Here is a 16,527-nt window from a genome sequence, read left to right as displayed (position 1 = left end):
AGCAGCGGTTGACAGCGTCTTAAAGATGGGGGTCGTAGGAGTTCGCCGACGACACTATCGGCGCGGCAGCACCAACTACTAAGAGACGGACTCACCTACCCCTAGGTATGGATTTTGCGACCGACGAAACACACAATCTCATCCGGTCGACGGCGACGGAGATTGCGGGGGAGTACGGACCAGCATACTGGCGCGAGAAAGAGGAGAAAGGGGAGTTTGCCGAGGTGTTCTGGGACGAACTCGCCGCCGCTGATTTCCACGGCCTGCTGGTGCCCGAAGAGTACGAGGGCGCAGGGATGGGGATGCAGGAGATGGGCATCGCGATGGAGACGCTGTGTGCCGAAGGCTGTGGGATGGCCGGCACGTGGTATCTCGTGCTCACGGGAGGGATGGCCGCGCTCGGCATTCGTGATTACGGCACGCCAGAACAGCGCGAGAAATATCTGCCCGACATCGCTGCCGGCAACCGGAACTTCTCGATTGGCATCACCGAACCAGAGGCCGGGACGAACACGCTGAACGTCGCCACTCGTGCCGAACGCGATGGCGACGAGTTCGTCCTCAACGGCGAGAAAGCGTGGATCACCTTCTCAGATATTGCCGACAACATGGTCCTCGTCACGCGGACCACGCCGAAAGCAGAGGTGGAAAAGCCAACCGACGGCATCTCGCTGTTCGTCATCGACATGGACGACCCCGGCATCGAAACCTCACCGATTCCGAAACACGGAATTAACTACTCCAACTCCTGTGAGGTCTTTATCGACGATGTACGTGTGCCAGAGGAGAATATGCTTGGCGAGGAGGACGAGGGCTGGAAACCACTGGTTCACATGATTAACCCCGAGCGGATTGGGTTCGCCGCCGCTGGGACTGGTATCGGGAAACTCGCTGCCGACTCCGCTATCGAATACACCAACGACCGCGAGGTGTTCGGCCGCCCGGTCGGCGAGCACCAGGGTGTCTCTTTCCCTATCACAGAAGCGTACGCACAGATGGAGACCGCGTCGGTGATGCGCGAGAAAGCCGCCTGGAAGTTCGACAACGGCGAGGATTGTGCCTACGAGACCAACGTCGCCAAAGCAACCGCCGTGGAGGCCGGTATCGAGGCCGTCAGGGAGTCGATGCAGGCCTTCGGCGGATGGGGCTACGCCAAGGAATACGATGTCGAGCGCTGGTGGCGCGAAATTAATCTCACGCGACTTGCACCAGTGACTCAGCAGATGGCCTACAACCACATCAGCCAGCAGATTGGCTTCCCAAAATCCTACTGATGAAGATACGTGTCCACTCCGAGACGACCGAGCAGGACGCCCACGTTATCGCGAAGGCACTCGCAGAACATCTCGACGACGATATCGAGGTCTACACCCGCGACGGCGACACGCCACTCGCGACTGTCGAGCGGACGAATGGAACGGAGCCTGAGGAACCAGCAGACGACCTCGGCCCGACCGACCGCGAGCGCCGCCTGCAGGAAGAGATTGCCGAAATCAAGGAAGGCGGCCCGAAGAAGTACCGAGACCGTCTCGAAGAACAAGGAAAACTATTCGTCCGCGACCGCCTCGACCTGTGGTTCGGCGATGACGGCATCGCCTTCGAGGACGGCACCTTTGCGGAGTTCGACGCGGAGGGAGACCTGCCCGCAGACGGGCTCCTGACTGGAGCGGCAGAGTTCGAGGGCCGAGACCTCCATTTCATGGCGAACGACTTCTCGGTCAAGGCCGGGTCGATGGCCGAGAAGGGTGTCGAGAAGTTCCTCAGGATGCAACACCGGGCACTGAAAACTGGCCGCCCAGTGCTGTATCTGATGGACTCCTCTGGTGGCCGAATCGACCAGCAGACTGGCTTTTTCGCCAACCGTGAGGGTATCGGCAAGTACTACTACAACCACTCGATGCTTTCTGGCCGTGTGCCCCAGATTTGCGTGCTCTACGGGCCGTGTATCGCTGGCGCAGCCTACACGCCGGTGTTCGCTGATTTCACCATCATGGTCCGGGATGTGAGCGCGATGGCAATTGCCTCACCACGGATGGTGAAGATGGTGACCGGCGAGGAAATCGATATGCAGGACCTCGGTGGCGCGGAGATGCACACCTCCGTCTCGGGAAGTGCAGACCTGATCGCCGAAGACGAAGAACACGCCCGTGAGTTGGTGGCCCAGTTGATGCGCTATCTGCCGGCCAACAGCGACCAGGACCCACCGCAGAGTGAGTCGGTTGCCCCAGTGAAGTCACCGGAGGGAATCGACTCGGTGGTTCCACAGGAACCCAACAAGGGCTACGATATGCACGACGTGATCGACCGTGTTGTAGACAAGGGTTCTGTACTCGAACTTCGGCCGGAGTACGGGGGTGAGATAATTACTGCTTTTGCACGCATCGACGGCCGGCCGGTCGGCATTGTCGCCAATCAGCCAGCCAACCGCGCGGGGGCAATCTTCCCCGACGCTGCACAGAAGGCCGCACAGTTCATCTGGACCGCTGACGCCTACAACATCCCGCTGCTGTATCTCTGTGATACTCCCGGATTTATGGCCGGGTCACAGGTCGAGAAGGAGGGAATTCTCGAACAGGGCAAACGGATGATTTACGCCACGTCTTCGGCGACGGTACCGACACAGTCAGTCATCGTTCGGAAAGCCTACGGCGCGGGAATCTATGCGATGGCTGGACCGGCCTACCAGCCAGAGTCGACAATCGCGCTTCCCTCGGGAGAGATTGGGATCATGGGTCCCGAGGCAGCAGTCAACGCCGTCTACGCGAACAAGCTCGCAGACATCGACGACCCCGACGAGCGCGCACAGAAAGAGCAAGAACTCCGTGAGGAGTACCGCGAGGATATCGACGTACACCGGATGGCCAGCGAGGTCGTCATTGACGAGATTGTCCCGCCGAGTTCGCTCCGGACTGAACTGACCAACCGATTCGAGTTCTACGAGACTGTCGAGAAGGAACTCCCAGACAAGAAACACGGCACCGTTCTGTAAGGATTTTTTCGGGGAGTCCGAACTTCTCGAAAAATCCCTGTCCGTATTTTTGTTTCACCTAGTTAATACACTACTAACACATCATTCGATTCTGTTTTTGATTCTTTGGTGCTCGCCTTGGCAATTTCTGGGGATATCTCTACTTGTTTATCGGTTTATGACGTATGATAGTGTACGGATGCTCCGACAGATTATCATTGTAGGCGGCGGCCGGGTCGGCCGACACAGTGCAGCGAAGTTGACTGACGACGGGTTCATGGTAACAGTAGTTGAGAAAGATCCGGAGATGGTTGAGCAGTTCCCAGTCCCGCTGGCCGGACGAATTATCGAGGGAGACGGAACTGAGGTCGAGATTCTGCAGGAGGCAAACGTGGAGACTGCAGACATCGTGGCAGCGCTAACCGACGATGTCGAGACAAATCTGCATATCTGCGAACTGGCCGAGGAAATCGCGCCAGCGGCGGAGACCCACCTGCGCATTGACGACGACGGCCAAGAGGCGTACGCTCACCTCGACCACGTCAATCACATCGTCTACCCGGCGGCGCTGGCGGCAGAACAGACAGTCGAACAGATTTCCGAGCCACTCAACTGACAGTCTATTCCTCTTCGGCGATCAACACACGGGTTCCGTTCTGCTGTGCAAATACCGATGAGGTTCCGTCGACAGTCTCAGTCTCGAACTCGAGCGCGCCGACGCTCGCCGTCTCGTTTGTCGATGGAAGTTCGACGTTGCCGAGGATATCGCTGCCACGCGTCACGTTCAGTCGGAAGTGGTCGTCGACTGGTTCGACAGCGATGGTCTTGTTTGCAATCTGTGCGCGGGCCGCTGAGCCGGGAGACCGAAACACCCGAATCGTCTCGTCGTCGTGGCGCAGGTCGACAGCATATGCCGACCCGTTGCCGACTACATTCCAGCCGTGACGGGTTGCGGTGACAGTGTCGCGCCACCCTATCCCACCGACAGGGACAGTTGCCTCACCACTATCTGCCAAGTCACTCTTATCGACGGCGGAAATCCAGATGTCTCGCTTTTCGTTGACGACAATGAGACCACTCTCGTTGGTTCCAAGCCGGCCGTGGCGCGTCTCCTCAGCGTAGGTAATCTCGTACCCCTCGATAGTAATCGTCTCGCTGTCGGGGACCGGATTGTCACCCATCCGGACGTAGTTCGTGTAGAGGCTGGGCAGCAGGACAATTCCGATGATAAACGCGATAGCGAACAGAAACAGGTCCCGCCGAGAGAGCTGTGTCCCGATTCGCGCGGGCCGGTTTGCAGGAAAGAACGGATAGAGCAAGAGTAACAAGAGGACTGGAACAGTCCCGATGCCGAAAATTGGAATCGTCCCCCGGTCGATCGTGCCCGCCCAGACTGACCAGATGAGGACACCGACCGCCCCGAGCCAGACGATTGCGAGCGGTTTCATCGTCGGCGTCCAGGAGATGTTTGGAAGCCTCTCGGGCAATGGCGCGTCATCTGCGGCGACTGCTGCGGTCACGATAATCGCCAGTCCGAGCACGAAGATAACGCCCACACCGCGGAGTTGGAGGAACACGTCGTGCTCGGGCGAGTGTGTGAAAATATACAACCCACGGGAGAGGCCGACCAGCACTGTCGCAAAGAAGACTGCGCTGGGCCGTCGACTCTCGTTACGGCGACGGAGGAGAATCAACGCGAGCACGACCCCGATGAGAAACCCCAGCAGATGTGCCTGCACGTTCACGCCCCACCAGCCCGGCGGCCCCGAACTCGTGCTGGCGGTCGCTCGGACCACCGGACTGAGCAGCGAATTGAGCACGATTGCGGTTCCGGTGAATCCAACCATCGCAATTACGGCAGCAACTGGAAAGTACACCGTTGCGAACCCAACGAAGGCAAAGACGGTGCCCGAGAACCCGAGCGACCAGCCAAACGCGAGTACTGAGGTGAGAAGTGAGACGACTGCGACCGCGAACGGGAACACGACGAGCGCGCGAACCCACGGACGTGCCCACACCGAGTCTGGCGCACTCTCCGTTTCGGAACCAGAACCGTGTGCGCCCGGCGGCGGATACTCGTAGTCGCTAGTCGTGCCTTGGGGCGGATAATGGCCATACGCATACTCGACAATTGGCGCGAGGACGAGTGTCCCAATCATGTTGCCCGTCAGATGGCCCGGACCAGCGTGGGCGAATCCAGAGACAAGCAGTCCAATTGGTGAAAAGTACGACCAGCTCCGAAAAGGGAGCGTGACAGGTGCGTTCCAGTACGCAAGGCCACTCTGGGCGAAGAGATAAAAGCAGACAACGAACGTAATCGAGACGAGCGTCCCCCACGGGACACCGAGGACGAACCGCTCCGAGAGGCGGTCGTACCACCGCCCTCGCCCTGCCAGCAGCCAGATGTAGCCGAACGAAACGAGGAGGGCCGTGACGATACCGATCCGGACGGGGTCGATACCGAGAACCATACCCACACATTTGGGCCAGCCTTTGTGAGTGGTTCGGTCCCGGCGAGTGCGAGACGTTTTTTCGCCTGCGACGCGTTCGGTAATGTATGACACCTGAAGAAGTCAAAGCGGTCATCGAGTCGAATATCCCCGACGCGACTGCTGAGGTAGGGCAACCACGAGGTGTTGACGACGATGACCACCTCGCTGCAACTGTCGTCTCGCCAGCATTCGATGGTAAATCACTCGTCGAGCAGCACGATATGGTCTACGACGCACTTGATGACCACATGACGACGGACATCCACGCCGTCGAACTGACAACCCGAACACCAGACGAGTAACTGCCCCTTGAGCCCAGGCGGACGCGCAATTTGTCAGGCCAGAGTCGCTGACCTGTCTTCGGATTCCATCCCGGGACGGACCCCAAAGAGTTACGTGACGCGGTGTGAACACGTCACTTACGTATGAGTAACGACGGAGAACCGCCGGCTGGTGATCTGAAGCCTGGAGAGGAAGAGGCAGACTCAGAAGCCGACGTGGAGACCGAAGAGACAACAGCGGACGAACCGGACGAAAAAGCCGAGGCACCCGAAGCGGCCGTCGAGGCTGAGGAGCAACAGTCGGACTCCGAGAGCACCACCGACGGTGAGGGTGGGGACGACGCCGAAGCCGCCGAGGAGGCCGAGGAAGACGAAGACGTGGAAGAAGAGGAAGAACTGTCTCGCGCCGAAGAGTTGGCGATGGAGGAACGACGCCTCGACGAACGAGAGCGGGGTCTCGACCAGTTACGGGCCGAACTCGACCAGCGCGAGACCGAACTCAACGAGCAGCAGGCCGAACTCAAAGAGTTCGAGGGACAACTCCAGGGTCGGCAGGCTGACCTCGACGAGTGGGAGAGTGAACTTGAACAGCGTTCGACGGACCTCGACGAGCGCGAGGCAACGATCAAACAGGAGGAACAGCAACTCGAAGCACGAGCGAGCGAACTGGATGACAAGGAGCAAGTGCTCGACACCTACGTCGACGACAGGGTTGCCGAATCACTGGATGGGAGAGTCGACCGTATCGAGAACGTCGTCGGCGAACGGATCAAGGCGCTGGAAAACGACATCGGCGACACTATCGAAAATCAGGTCGGGGCGGCACTGCAGAAACAGGAGACCGGCGGCCGACTCGGTGTCGTCGGCGGCACTATTGTTGGTCTCGGTGGCGTGTTGTTCGTCACGCTTGGCGTACTCATCGCGCTTTCGGGTCAGGTCGACGCGTATCCGGTGGTCGTCTCCGAGACCACGAGCATCGCCCTCGGCGCGGTGCTGTTCGTCCTCGGCACAGCACTGAGTCTGGGTGCGGCCTCGGACCGAGTCTGAGCCGGGCAGTTACGAAGATAATAAGATTCTATTACTCTGACCCCGTTGAGTTAATACATGACAGTTGTCAGCGTCTCGATGCCGGACGAGTTGCTGGAGCGACTCGACACCTTCGCCGAAGAACACGGCTACACGGGTCGAAGCGAGGTTGTGAGAGAAGCTTCGCGCAATCTCCTGACGGAGTTTCAGGATAAACAGCTCGAAGAGCGGGAACTGATGGGCGTCGTTACGGTGCTGTTCGACTTCGAGTCGACTGACGTCGAACAGAAGATGATGCACTTGCGCCACGAATACGACCATCTTGTGACCTCACACGTCCACAACCACGTGGGCAATCACTACTGCATGGAACTGTTTATTCTGGAGGGAGATCTGGAGAATATCTCGACGTTCGTCGGGAAGATTCGAGCCACGCAAGACACGCTGTCCATTGATTACTCGGTGATGCCCGTCGACCGTATCGGTGGCGTGGTCTGAGCCAGCGGAACGATACCTAAAAACGTATTCGAGCCAAAGTGCCCCCAATGAGTTACGGACAACGAGTCCGACCACTGGTGCGCGCTCGCATCCCAACGACACCGACGGCCGCTGCCGTGGTGCTCGGTGACCTGCTCGTTCTGTTTGCTGTCTTCGCGTATGGACAGAGTCGACACGGGTACCTGTTCTGGGAGCGACCGGAGCGGACCGCACTGATAGTTGCGCCGTTCGCCCTCGGCTGGCTCGTCTGTGGACTGCTCGCTGGCCTCTTTGTCCCCGAACCAGTGAGACAACTGAGTATTGGACAACTCGTTGGGACCGTGTTTGCTGCGTGGATTGGGGCTGTCCTTATCGGCGGAGCGTTGCGGGCTACCGAGGCGCTGCCAGGGAACTCACCAGTTGTGTTCCTGGTGGTGCAGGTCGTCTTTGGCGCGCTGTTCTTGCTCCCGTGGCGGGTCGCTGTCCAGTGGCGGCTGTAAGAGCCTGCGGCGGACCGCATACGTTAAGTATAGACCTGCGAAATCACGTATATGGCAGAGACTAAGAGTTCTGACCTCGGCAAAGGGCTCGTCGTGACGTTCAGTGTACTCGGAGCGTTGGGTGCCCTCGCCATGGGTGGCAGTTCTTTTCTGGCCTTCGCGAACCACGACGACACGCTTCAACTGCTTTCGGGTGTCTTTCTGACTGTGGCACTGCTCGCCTCGGGCATCGCCGTCGCCGCAGTCCATCTGTATGACTGACCCGACAGACAACTGATTTAAGAACCTCGCACACGTAATTACGCATAATGACGGAACTAGGCGAGACAGATCGAGAGATTCTCGATTATTTGCGTGAGAGTGTCTCCCGGGGTGAACAGTATCTCCGCTCGAAGACTATCGCTAAACAGCTCGGACTCTCCTCGAAACAGGTCGGTGCGCGACTCCCGAAACTCGACGAGCAGTCCGACGATGTCGAAATCGAGAAGTGGGGTCGGGCACGCTCGACAACCTGGCGCGTCACACAGAGCTAAGCTTTTAGTTGCGTACCCGTAACGGGCGGTATGGTTGTTCGTGCCGAGCGAGTCGTAACGATCCCGGCCCCGCGTGAACGCGTCTGGGAGTTCATCGACGACGCCGAGAAACGAGCACGGCCGATTAGCGTCGTCAAAGATTTCGAGTTACTGTCCGACAGCGAAGCAGTCTGGCACGTCTCGCTCCCGATTCCGCTCAGCGACCGTACACTCCGGGTCGAGACCAGAGACCAGAACCGGACCCCGCCGGAGTACGTCGAATTTGTCGGTGACTCGAAAGCCTTCAGAGTAATCGGTGAGCACGAACTCACTGAGGTCGATGACCAGACAGAACTCCGACTGTCCTTTAGCGTCGACGGCCGAGTGCCCGGCGTCGAGCGATTTTTCAAGAAGAATATTGACAAAGAGCTGGAAAACCTGGAACAAGCGATTCTAGATGATTTAGGCCTTGATTCGGAGTAACAATACTGTAAACCACAGACTCAGAACTGATAATTAGCGGTAGTTACAAGCCGTCGGCGACGAAGGTTGTAGCATATGGGAGCTGCTGAGGATGACACGACCGTACTGGTCGTGGACGACGAAACAGCCGTCGCGGACGCCTACACCGCACAGTTACAGCGGGAATACGATGTCCGGACAGCATACGGAGGCGAAGAGGCACTCGAGGCAGTGGATGATACCGTAGACATCGTCTTACTCGACCGCCGAATGCCGGTCAAATCGGGTGACGAAGTGCTCGACGAGATTCACGAGCGCGACGTCGGCTGCCGGGTAATTATGGTAACGGCGGTCGACCCTGATTTCGATATCGTCGATATGCCCTTCGAGGACTATCTCCAGAAGCCAGTGGACAGAGAAGACCTCCACGGGGCGATTCAGGACCAACTCGCCGCCAGTGAGTACGACGAGCAGGTCGACGAGTATCTCGAACTCAACACGAAGATCGGGTTGCTCGAAGAAGAAAAGCCCACACAGGAACTCGAAGAGTCCGAGGACGTCCAAGAAATCAAAGAGCGCGCCGAGACGCTCAAAGACGACCTAGACGAAACGGTGATGGAGTTCGACGAACCCGCCGATGCGTTCCATAAACTAGTCTAGCTGTTCCACTCGCTGCGGTCGAAGACTATTGCGGAAAGCCTCGACGCTAGGTCTCGTGCCTGCTGTTCTGTCTCTGCGTGTAGTTCTCCCGACACAGCGCCAGCCTCGCCGCCAATCCCTTCTGTCTCCGAGATAGGGTCCGTGCCAGTCGGGAACGTCTCTGGCTCTCCGGTGGGATACGAGCGCTGTGCTCGGGTCCGCCGTCTGAGTTGACGCAACGCCTGGGATGTGAGTTCCGTGTCGAGATGCTGGAGGTCGTATCTCACGATGTAGCCACGGGTGGCGTTGCGGATACCGACAACCGGCCGCCCCTCCGACTGACAGCGCTCCCAGAGCGATTGCTGTTCAGCGTTCGTCTCGTAGACAGGAACGTGCTGGGGAGAGAGTTGATCCATACAGTCAGTTGGTCCCCAGCATATTCGGTTTGTCGGTTCTACTGGACCGCTTCGGTGGCTTCAGCCATGATGTCGAGCGCTTGCTCGATGGTCTCGATGTCGGTCGCATACGAGATACGCGCGTATCCCTCGCCGCCGTCGCCGAAGGCTGACCCGGGAACGACGACCACACCACGCTCGATTACTTCGTCGACCCAGCCCTCGGGGACCTTCGGCATGGCGTAGAACGCGCCTTCCGGTCGGGGGCAGTCAAGCCCCATCTCGGAGAGTCCTTCGAGAAGAATATCTCGGCGTTCCTCGAAGGATGTCCGCATCTCTTCGACAACATCTTGGGGCCCGTTCAGCGCGGCCTCGGCCGCGTACTGTGCCGGGGCGCTCGCACAGGCCTGTCCGTACTGGTGCACTCGCAGCATGCGCTCGATTCGGTCCGTCGAGGCGGTAATCCAGCCGAGTCGCCAGCCCGTCATCGAGTAGGCTTTCGAGCAGGCGTTGACGATTGCCACGTTGTCACTGTTTGCGAACTCGGCGGGCGAGCGGTGTTCGCCGTCGAAAATCTGGTACTCGTAGACCTCGTCAGAAATGCAGAGCACGTCGTGTTCGTCGGCGATACGGGCGAACTCGCGCATATCCTCGGGGGACTGCACTGCGCCGGTGGGGTTGGCGGGGCTGTTAACCACGAACGCGGCCGTGTCGTCGGTAATTGCCGCCTCGACAGCGGCCGGGTCCAGCGTCAGGTCATCGCGGAGTGTGACCGGCCGAGGAGTCCCGCCAGTGAGGTGTGTCAGCGCCTCGTAGGAGACAAATCCGGGGTCGGGAATAATGACTTCCTGGCCGGCGTCGACGTGAGCCTCCAGTGCGATATGCAGCGCCTCGCTGCCGCCAGCCGTGGCGATGATATCTTCGGGGTCGATATCGAGGCCGTTGTCCCGTGCGTGTTTGTCGGCGATTGCCTCGCGCAGCGACTCGGTACCCTTGTTGGACGTGTAGGCGTCAGCGTCGCCGGCGCGAATCGCGTCGACGGCGGCTTCGCGGGCGTGTTCGGGCGTCGGAAAGTCGGGCTGGCCGAGTCCGAGATTGATCGCGTCCTCGCCGGCAGCCTCGAATACTTCCCTGATGCCGCTGATAGAGACCTTCTCGACACGACTGGAGAATGTTGGCATATCCTACTAGGGCCGCGCCGTGCGCATAACTTTTGATGTCCACGACGGCGGGATTGATTATCCCCGCCCCCGGAGTGGCGATATGGTCGTGGCAACGCCAGTTGGCGGCACCATCCTGACAGTTGCATTCGCGTTTGCCGTCATCTGGGTCACAATTTTGGTCCACGAACTCGGTCACTACTACGCTGGCCGCAGCATCGTCGAGATTCCGGCCGACCGCATCAAACTCGTTGCCCCGTATTTTCCCCGTTACGTTGCCCTCTCTGACGGCGACGAGTGGGTGAGTCCGACTGACCTCTCGCGCTACCGGACCGTCTACGCGCAGTACGACTCGGAAAGTGACCACGAGCGGCGCTTCGCCGCTGCCGGTGAGGTTGTCCAGGCGGGCGTTATCGCGCCGGTTGGGTTCGCGCTTGGCCTCCTCGTGGGTCCAGCCCTCGGCGTCACCGTCTTAAGTGCGTCGCTACTCGTCAGCGTTGTCTACGCAGCTATCGACGCCGGTGCGACGCTCTATCGCGGCAAACCGTCGGGCGACTACTCGCTCCTGTGGCAGTCGAGCCCTGGACTCCCTGTTGGCCTGTTGCTCGGGTTCGGAAGTCTCCACGTAGGCCCAATTCTGCTGTTGACGTGACGGGTCGGCACACATTTCAGCACTGCAACCCAACGACGGGGTATGTCGGCACTCTCGGGGATTTCCGTGCGGGACCTGGCGGTTACGCTGGAGGACGTACTCGTCGTTGCCGACCTGCACGTTGGCCGCGGTGCCGCCTCGAACGTCGAACTGCCGGTCGGCGACGGCGACCAGATGGTCGAGCGCTTCGCCGACCTCTGTGTAGCGTGTGAACCCTCCGAAGTCGTCATCGCCGGTGACCTCCTGCACTCCTTCCAGACGGTTCCCGGCCCTGTCAGAAACACACTCGGTGGGCTGAAACAGGCCGCCCGCGACGTGGGCGCTCGAATCGTCGTCACGCCGGGCAATCACGATACGATGCTCGACACAGTCTGGGCTGGCCCAGTCGAAGCAGAGTACAGCCACGGTGAGACGGTGGTCTGTCACGGCCACGTCGAACCCGAGCGCGACGCCGAGCGCTACATCATCGGTCACGACCACCCGACCATTGAAATCGAAGGGCAGCGCCGTCCATGCGTGCTTGCTGGCGAGGACGTCTACAATGGTGCCGATGTCATCATGCTCCCATCGTTCAACGACTTCGTTCGGGGAGTCCGCGTCAACGACATGCGCGCCAGCGAGTTCATGTCGCCGCTCGTGACTGACGCCGACGCGTTCGCACCGATTGTACGGGACCGTGACGCGAGAGAGACACTCGAATTTCCGCCGCTTGGCGCGTTCAGACACCGCCTCTGAGTTCACTTTCACTTTCACCGCGCGGTTGGCTCGCCTTCATACTCCCACCCATGCAATAGTGGAATATGCTCGATGAACTTGCCTCGGCTTGCAACTGCACCGACTGTGACAGCACGTTGACTGACAGCCAGTGTCAAATAGTCTACGAAACTGCGGCCGGCCGTCGCCGTGTCTACGAGTGTTCCTGTGGCGCGGTGACCATTACGGTCAGCGAGTCGACTACCGAAGCCTGAACGCAACGACTAGCCACTCGCCATCCTCGCGCGCCGTGAGGTAGGAATTCTGGACAGACAGCCGGTCACTGGTTGCGCCAGCGCCGCCGTCTTCGACTGTCGGCGCGTCGATCTCGTACTCAGCCTCGACAACTGCGTTTTCGGCGTCGCCAATCGCTGTGGTTGCCTCGTCGGGCAGATTCATATTCAGTGAGCGAAGGCGTTCCGCGGAGAGGTCCCTTTCAGAGATTGTGACCGTGTTGATGTCGACAGAGCGGTTCGTCTCGGAGGACTCCGCTTCCGTCGGCTCGATTGGCGACTCGCTGTGAAGCAGGGCTGAGAGGGCGTCGGCGTCACCCTGCTGTTCGGTTTCGATGTACGCGCTCACGACAGCACGGGGGTTGTTGGTATCAGAATTTCCGAAACAGCCAGCAACGGCGAGCGTGCTGGCACCGACAACCGTCGTGAGGTATTCACGTCGCCGCATAGCAAGAGCCAGGAGTGATCGCTCAAAGAACCTGACGGTCACGACCGGCAAGCGTAAATCCCAGACGCCGATAGACGTGGTATGACCGACGGCGCATGGGTAAGTCTCTTTTCTGGCGGCAAAGACTCCTCGTGGGCGCTCTATCAGGCGCTCGAAGAAGGCCTCGACGTCCAGCGATTGCTCACTGTCCACCCGCCGGGCGATTCGTACATGTATCACGTCCCAGCGACAGAACTTGCCTCACTGGCAGCAGAAAGTATCGGCATCGAACTCGTCGATGTCCATCCAGACGACTTTGGTGCCGAGGAAACGACCGACGCCGGTGAGCAGGGCGACGCCGAACTGGCGGTGCTCGAGGAGGCGCTGACCAAACTGGACGACGAACGTCCGGACGGACTCGCCGGAGTGACCGTCGGCGCGGTGGAGAGTGAGTTCCAGAACAGCCGAGTCGAGGCGATGAGCGAGCGACTGGGCATCGAGACGTTTGCGCCGTTGTGGCAGCGCGACCCCAAACAGATTGCCGCCGATATGCTCGCGGCAGGCTTCGAGACCACCATCATTCGCGTTGCGGCGGGTGGCCTCGACGAGTCGTGGCTCGGCCGCCCATTGGATGCCGACGCGATTGCCGACCTCGCAGAGCTACAGGAAAGCCACGGTGTACATCCGCTGGGCGAAGGCGGAGAGTTCGAGACACTGGTCCGTGACGGGCCGCACATGGACCGGCGCATCGAACTGGAGTACGAGTCGGAGTTCGACGGGACACGCGGGCAGCTACAGATCGAGGATGCGTGGCTCGACTGACGTGTCATAACTAACTTAACCGCCCCAAGAGTACACCACGGTATGATATCGCTTGACGAAGCGGTGACCGCCCGGCTCGAATCTCACGGGGAGCGATTCGAGGTGCTGGTCGACCCAGACGCCGCGCTGGCAATGAAACGCGGCGAGTTCGACGGAGAGCTCGAAGACGTGATCGCAGCCGAAGATATTTTCGAGAACGCCTCTCGCGGAGACCGACCGCCAGAGAACGCCCTGGAGGAAGTCTTCGGCACGACTGACCCGATGGAGATTATTCCACAGGTCGTCAAAGAGGGTGAGATACAGATCACCGCAGAGCAGCGCAAGGAAATGAAAGAAAAAAAGCACAAACAACTCGTCAACCGCATTGCGCGCAATGCGGTCAACCCGCAGATGGACGACGCACCCCATCCGCCCGACCGGATCGAGTCTGCCCTCGAAGAGACAGATTTCCGAATCGACCCGATGGAGCCAGTCGGAACGCAGGTCGACGAGGCACTGGACGCGCTCCGGCCAGTGATTCCGATTCGGTTCGACACGATTACTGTCGCCGCGAATCTGCCAGCGGACTACGCCGGCAGCGGCCAGGCGAAAATCCGGGAGTTCGGTGACCTCCAGAGCGAGGAGTGGCAGCCTGACGGCTCGTGGATTGGCGTCGTCGAGTTCCCCGCCGGGATACAAAACGAGTTCTACGACCTCGTGAACGAGGTTTCGAGCGGGAACGCGGAAACACAGATCATCAAAGACGAGGACGACCTCGACACGCGCTGACGCGGACTTTGGGTTTATATGCGGTCACGCCATACGTGTGAGTGAGTGACAGGAGAGCCAGAGCGGACCGTCGTCGCAAAGCGTGTCGACGCCGGAGAAGCTGAGACCGACGAAATCATCGAACTAGCCCGAGCCGCGGGCTACACAGTCGAGGATATCGTCACCCAGACCAGAACCGAAGACCCTGCCTACCACTTTGGCGAGGGGAAGGTAGAGACAATTGCCCAGCGAGTCGTCGCCACCGACGCGACGGCGATACTCGTCGACAACGAATTAGGACCGTACCAGACCTACAACATCGGGAACAAGCTCCCGAAAGGAGTCCGCGTTATCGACCGCTTCAGGCTGATTCTCGAAATTTTCGGCCAGCGGGCACAGACCCGCAAAGCCCAGTTGCAGGTCGAACTCGCGGAGTTGCGCTACGAACTCCCACGAGCAGAAGCCAAGGCCAGCCTCGCCAAGCGCGACGAGCGGCCCGGGTTCATGGGGCTGGGTGAGTACGACGAGAGCCGCGAGCGTGACATCAAGTCCCAGATAGCTCGCATCAGCGAGGAACTCGAACAGATAGAACAGACCGACCAGCACCGCCGAGAGCAGCGCCGCGAGTCAGGCTTTGATCTGGTCGCGCTTGCCGGGTACACGAACGCCGGCAAGTCGACACTGTTGCGTCGACTGGCGTCTGACCTCGACGTGGACGAAAACAAGGACATCCATCCAGACCTGGACACCACCGCCGAGTCCGAGGACCGACTGTTCACCACGCTCGGAACGACCACCCGACAGGCCGACCTCGACCGTCGGGACGTGCTCGTGACCGATACAGTTGGATTTATCTCGGACCTGCCACACTGGCTGGTCGAGTCGTTCAAGTCGACGCTCGACGCTGTTTACCGGGCAGACCTCGTCTTGCTAGTGGTCGACGTCAGCGAACCAACCGAGGAGATCCGTGAAAAGATCGTGACGAGTCACGACACATTGTACGAGCGCAACGAAGCACCCATCGTAACCGTCCTGAACAAGTGCGACAAAGTCGACGACGCAGAAATTCGCGAAACGAAAGAAGCACTGTCCGCGCTGGCACCGAACCCCGTAGTCGTCAGCGCGAGGACGGGCGAACACATCGACAGTCTTCGCCAGCGGGTAGACGACGAGTTACCAGATCTGGAGCGCGAGCGACTTGTCTTACCGATGACCGACGATACGATGAGTGTCGTCTCGTGGATTCACGATAACGCATACGTCAACACTGTCGAGTACGGCGAGGAAGTGATCATGGAGTTTGAGGCCCGGCCTGCCATCGTCGAGCAGTCGCGCTCGAAGGCTCAGCGACTGGTCGACTCGGGCGCGTCGGCGTAACCCGCCTCGCTCTGGTCACGGTAGGACGCGTCAGCGATGCCGATTGTCTGTCCAATCCCGACGAGGGCAATGCCAGTGAGCAGAAGTTGCTCATCAGGAATAACGAGTCCACCAACAGCGACGGCTGCACCGCTTGCCGACAGTGCGGCCGTCCCGAGGTACAGCAGTCTCGCTGCCGGGAGTTCGCCGGCGGTGTAGGCAAGGCCAGCGGCAGGCAGCAGCATCCACCCGACGAGACTGATACTGAATAGCAGTTGGTTTGGGCCTGAAACGAAAAATCCAGCCAGCCCTGCGAGTGTGACTGGAAGGCCGATGACCATCACCGCTCGCCAGGCGCGGAACGCGCCTTCGGACATCGCCGACCAGCCGGTCACTGCGAAAACGGCGATGAACGTCGCCATCACAGCGTGTGCGATGAGCATCCCGTCGGTGCCGAGCAGTCCGCGAATGCTCGCCGCCGCCGCGAGCCACGCCGCCGGGACGAGTCCAACCGGACCCAGGTCTCGAATCTCTCGCAACATACCTCCGGCTTCACAAACCAGCCCCAAGAGTCTACCGTGAACAGCGCGCCGGGGTTTTTATATCAGGCGGCAGAACGACCGTA

The 16,527-nt window shown here is 59.8% G+C and carries 22 protein-coding genes; 17 read left to right on the top strand and 5 right to left on the bottom strand.

What is annotated here, in order from left to right:
• Positions 1-107: 107 nt before the first annotated feature.
• The 3 genes from ACMGFM_RS03070 to ACMGFM_RS03060 all read left to right on the top strand — a co-directional run bounded on the left by ACMGFM_RS03070 (position 108) and on the right by ACMGFM_RS03060 (position 3,584).
• Positions 108-1,274: an acyl-CoA dehydrogenase family protein gene (locus ACMGFM_RS03070; RefSeq protein WP_436900902.1), complete on the top strand. Its 1,167-nt coding sequence runs from the start codon at positions 108-110 to the stop codon at positions 1,272-1,274.
• Entirely contained in the window at positions 1,274-2,989 is a 1,716-nt protein-coding gene (locus ACMGFM_RS03065; protein WP_436900900.1) for an acyl-CoA carboxylase subunit beta, read from the top strand. The genes ACMGFM_RS03070 and ACMGFM_RS03065 overlap by 1 nt, the downstream gene beginning before the upstream one ends.
• A gap of 157 nt (positions 2,990-3,146) precedes the next feature.
• The gene (locus tag ACMGFM_RS03060) at positions 3,147-3,584 is read left to right on the top strand and encodes a potassium channel family protein (RefSeq protein ID WP_436900898.1); all 438 of its coding nucleotides are present in this window, start codon (positions 3,147-3,149) and stop codon (positions 3,582-3,584) included.
• Between the two features lie 4 nt (positions 3,585-3,588).
• On the opposite strand, the gene ACMGFM_RS03055 is transcribed toward ACMGFM_RS03060, so the two are convergent.
• Positions 3,589-5,439, bottom strand: a complete 1,851-nt coding sequence (locus tag ACMGFM_RS03055; protein ID WP_436900897.1) for a rhomboid family intramembrane serine protease — start codon at positions 5,437-5,439, stop codon at positions 3,589-3,591.
• An 86-nt stretch (positions 5,440-5,525) separates the two neighbouring features.
• Between ACMGFM_RS03055 and ACMGFM_RS03050 the strand changes: the two genes are divergently transcribed.
• The 8 genes from ACMGFM_RS03050 (at position 5,526) to ACMGFM_RS03015 (ending at position 9,378) form a co-directional block, all read left to right on the top strand.
• On the top strand, positions 5,526-5,762 hold the full coding sequence (locus ACMGFM_RS03050; protein ID WP_436900895.1) for a BolA family protein: 237 nt from the start codon (positions 5,526-5,528) through the stop codon (positions 5,760-5,762).
• A gap of 123 nt (positions 5,763-5,885) precedes the next feature.
• Entirely contained in the window at positions 5,886-6,788 is a 903-nt protein-coding gene (locus ACMGFM_RS03045; protein WP_436900894.1) for an AAA family ATPase, read from the top strand.
• Positions 6,789-6,845: 57 nt separating this feature from the next.
• Positions 6,846-7,265, top strand: a complete 420-nt coding sequence (locus tag ACMGFM_RS03040; protein WP_436900893.1) for a CopG family ribbon-helix-helix protein — start codon at positions 6,846-6,848, stop codon at positions 7,263-7,265.
• A gap of 47 nt (positions 7,266-7,312) precedes the next feature.
• Positions 7,313-7,744 carry a DUF3054 domain-containing protein gene (locus ACMGFM_RS03035; RefSeq protein ID WP_436900892.1) on the top strand — a complete coding sequence of 144 codons (432 nt, stop codon included), beginning with the start codon at positions 7,313-7,315 and terminating at the stop codon, positions 7,742-7,744.
• A gap of 51 nt (positions 7,745-7,795) precedes the next feature.
• Entirely contained in the window at positions 7,796-8,005 is a 210-nt protein-coding gene (locus tag ACMGFM_RS03030) for a hypothetical protein (protein WP_436900889.1), read from the top strand.
• 47 nt (positions 8,006-8,052) lie between these two features.
• Positions 8,053-8,277, top strand: coding sequence for a DUF7123 family protein (locus tag ACMGFM_RS03025; protein WP_299274453.1), 225 nt, complete (start codon positions 8,053-8,055; stop codon positions 8,275-8,277).
• Positions 8,278-8,307: 30 nt separating this feature from the next.
• Complete coding sequence (locus ACMGFM_RS03020; RefSeq protein ID WP_436900887.1) at positions 8,308-8,739, top strand: SRPBCC family protein; 432 nt, start codon at positions 8,308-8,310, stop codon at positions 8,737-8,739.
• A gap of 75 nt (positions 8,740-8,814) precedes the next feature.
• Complete coding sequence (locus tag ACMGFM_RS03015; RefSeq protein ID WP_436900886.1) at positions 8,815-9,378, top strand: response regulator; 564 nt, start codon at positions 8,815-8,817, stop codon at positions 9,376-9,378.
• Here the strand turns inward: ACMGFM_RS03015 and ACMGFM_RS03010 are convergent.
• On the bottom strand, positions 9,375-9,773 hold the full coding sequence (locus tag ACMGFM_RS03010; protein WP_436900885.1) for a hypothetical protein: 399 nt from the start codon (positions 9,771-9,773) through the stop codon (positions 9,375-9,377). The genes ACMGFM_RS03015 and ACMGFM_RS03010 overlap by 4 nt on opposite strands.
• 38 nt (positions 9,774-9,811) lie before the next feature.
• The gene (locus tag ACMGFM_RS03005) at positions 9,812-10,933 is read right to left on the bottom strand and encodes a pyridoxal phosphate-dependent aminotransferase (protein WP_436900884.1); all 1,122 of its coding nucleotides are present in this window, start codon (positions 10,931-10,933) and stop codon (positions 9,812-9,814) included.
• Between the two features lie 82 nt (positions 10,934-11,015).
• On the opposite strand from ACMGFM_RS03005, the gene ACMGFM_RS03000 reads away from it, so the two are divergent.
• The 3 genes from ACMGFM_RS03000 to ACMGFM_RS02990 all read left to right on the top strand — a co-directional run bounded on the left by ACMGFM_RS03000 (position 11,016) and on the right by ACMGFM_RS02990 (position 12,532).
• Positions 11,016-11,564: a hypothetical protein gene (locus ACMGFM_RS03000; protein ID WP_436900883.1), complete on the top strand. Its 549-nt coding sequence runs from the start codon at positions 11,016-11,018 to the stop codon at positions 11,562-11,564.
• 42 nt (positions 11,565-11,606) lie between these two features.
• Entirely contained in the window at positions 11,607-12,299 is a 693-nt protein-coding gene (locus ACMGFM_RS02995; RefSeq protein WP_436900882.1) for a metallophosphoesterase, read from the top strand.
• A 65-nt stretch (positions 12,300-12,364) separates the two neighbouring features.
• Positions 12,365-12,532: a hypothetical protein gene (locus ACMGFM_RS02990; protein WP_436900881.1), complete on the top strand. Its 168-nt coding sequence runs from the start codon at positions 12,365-12,367 to the stop codon at positions 12,530-12,532.
• Here the strand turns inward: ACMGFM_RS02990 and ACMGFM_RS02985 are convergent.
• A complete protein-coding gene (locus ACMGFM_RS02985; protein ID WP_436900879.1) occupies positions 12,519-12,998 on the bottom strand; it encodes a hypothetical protein in 480 nt (159 codons plus the stop codon). The two genes, ACMGFM_RS02990 and ACMGFM_RS02985, sit on opposite strands and share 14 nt — an antisense overlap.
• 81 nt (positions 12,999-13,079) lie before the next feature.
• Here ACMGFM_RS02985 and ACMGFM_RS02980 point away from each other — a divergent pair, with 81 nt between their 5' ends.
• Genes ACMGFM_RS02980 through hflX form a run of 3 tightly spaced genes read left to right on the top strand, consistent with a single transcriptional unit; the run spans position 13,080 to position 15,923 of the window.
• Entirely contained in the window at positions 13,080-13,799 is a 720-nt protein-coding gene (locus ACMGFM_RS02980; RefSeq protein WP_436900877.1) for a diphthine--ammonia ligase, read from the top strand.
• A gap of 42 nt (positions 13,800-13,841) precedes the next feature.
• Positions 13,842-14,567 carry a ribosome assembly factor SBDS gene (locus ACMGFM_RS02975; RefSeq protein WP_436900876.1) on the top strand — a complete coding sequence of 242 codons (726 nt, stop codon included), beginning with the start codon at positions 13,842-13,844 and terminating at the stop codon, positions 14,565-14,567.
• A 45-nt stretch (positions 14,568-14,612) separates the two neighbouring features.
• Positions 14,613-15,923, top strand: coding sequence for a GTPase HflX (hflX, locus tag ACMGFM_RS02970; RefSeq protein ID WP_436900875.1), 1,311 nt, complete (start codon positions 14,613-14,615; stop codon positions 15,921-15,923).
• On the opposite strand, the gene ACMGFM_RS02965 is transcribed toward hflX, so the two are convergent.
• Positions 15,890-16,444 (bottom strand): hypothetical protein, encoded by a 555-nt coding sequence (locus ACMGFM_RS02965; protein ID WP_436900874.1) that lies wholly within the window; start codon positions 16,442-16,444, stop codon positions 15,890-15,892. The two genes, hflX and ACMGFM_RS02965, sit on opposite strands and share 34 nt — an antisense overlap.
• Positions 16,445-16,527: the final 83 nt, after the last annotated feature.

The organism is Halovenus halobia, assembly GCF_051414135.1.
In the GTDB taxonomy this organism is placed as follows: Archaea; Halobacteriota; Halobacteria; order Halobacteriales; family Haloarculaceae; genus Halovenus; species Halovenus halobia.
This window is presented reverse-complemented; position numbering and strand designations above follow the sequence as displayed.